This window comes from Pseudomonas sp. SIMBA_067 (assembly GCF_046534675.1).
GTDB classification, from domain to species: Bacteria; Pseudomonadota; Gammaproteobacteria; order Pseudomonadales; family Pseudomonadaceae; genus Aquipseudomonas; species Aquipseudomonas putida.
Genome location: NZ_JAWRYH010000360.1, coordinates 1 through 276 on the forward strand (window position 1 = coordinate 1; position 276 = coordinate 276).

1 protein-coding gene is annotated in these 276 nt (G+C 63.4%); it reads left to right on the forward strand.

Translation table 11 applies throughout. The annotated features are described in order from the left end of the window. A partial coding sequence (locus SB765_RS29435) for a hypothetical protein (RefSeq protein WP_410932461.1) occupies positions 1 to 276 on the forward strand: 276 nt, incomplete at both ends.

Genomic DNA, 276 nt, shown 5'->3' on the forward strand with positions numbered 1-276 from the left:
GGTGTACGCCGAAGACCGCGCCAACCAGCGGATTGTGGCGATCCTGTTGTTTCATCACCTGGCGCTGGACCATACGGCCCTGGAGGTCGTCAGCCAGGAGATGCAGGCCAGCCTGCTGGCGGGGGGCGAGCCATTGGCGGCGCCGATTCCGTACCGCAACTATGTGGCTCAGGTACGCCTGGGGCTCAGTGAGCAGGAGCACGAAGCCTTCTTCCGCGACATGCTCGGCGATATCGATGAGCCGACCTTGCCGTTCGGTTTGCAGGACGTACAAGG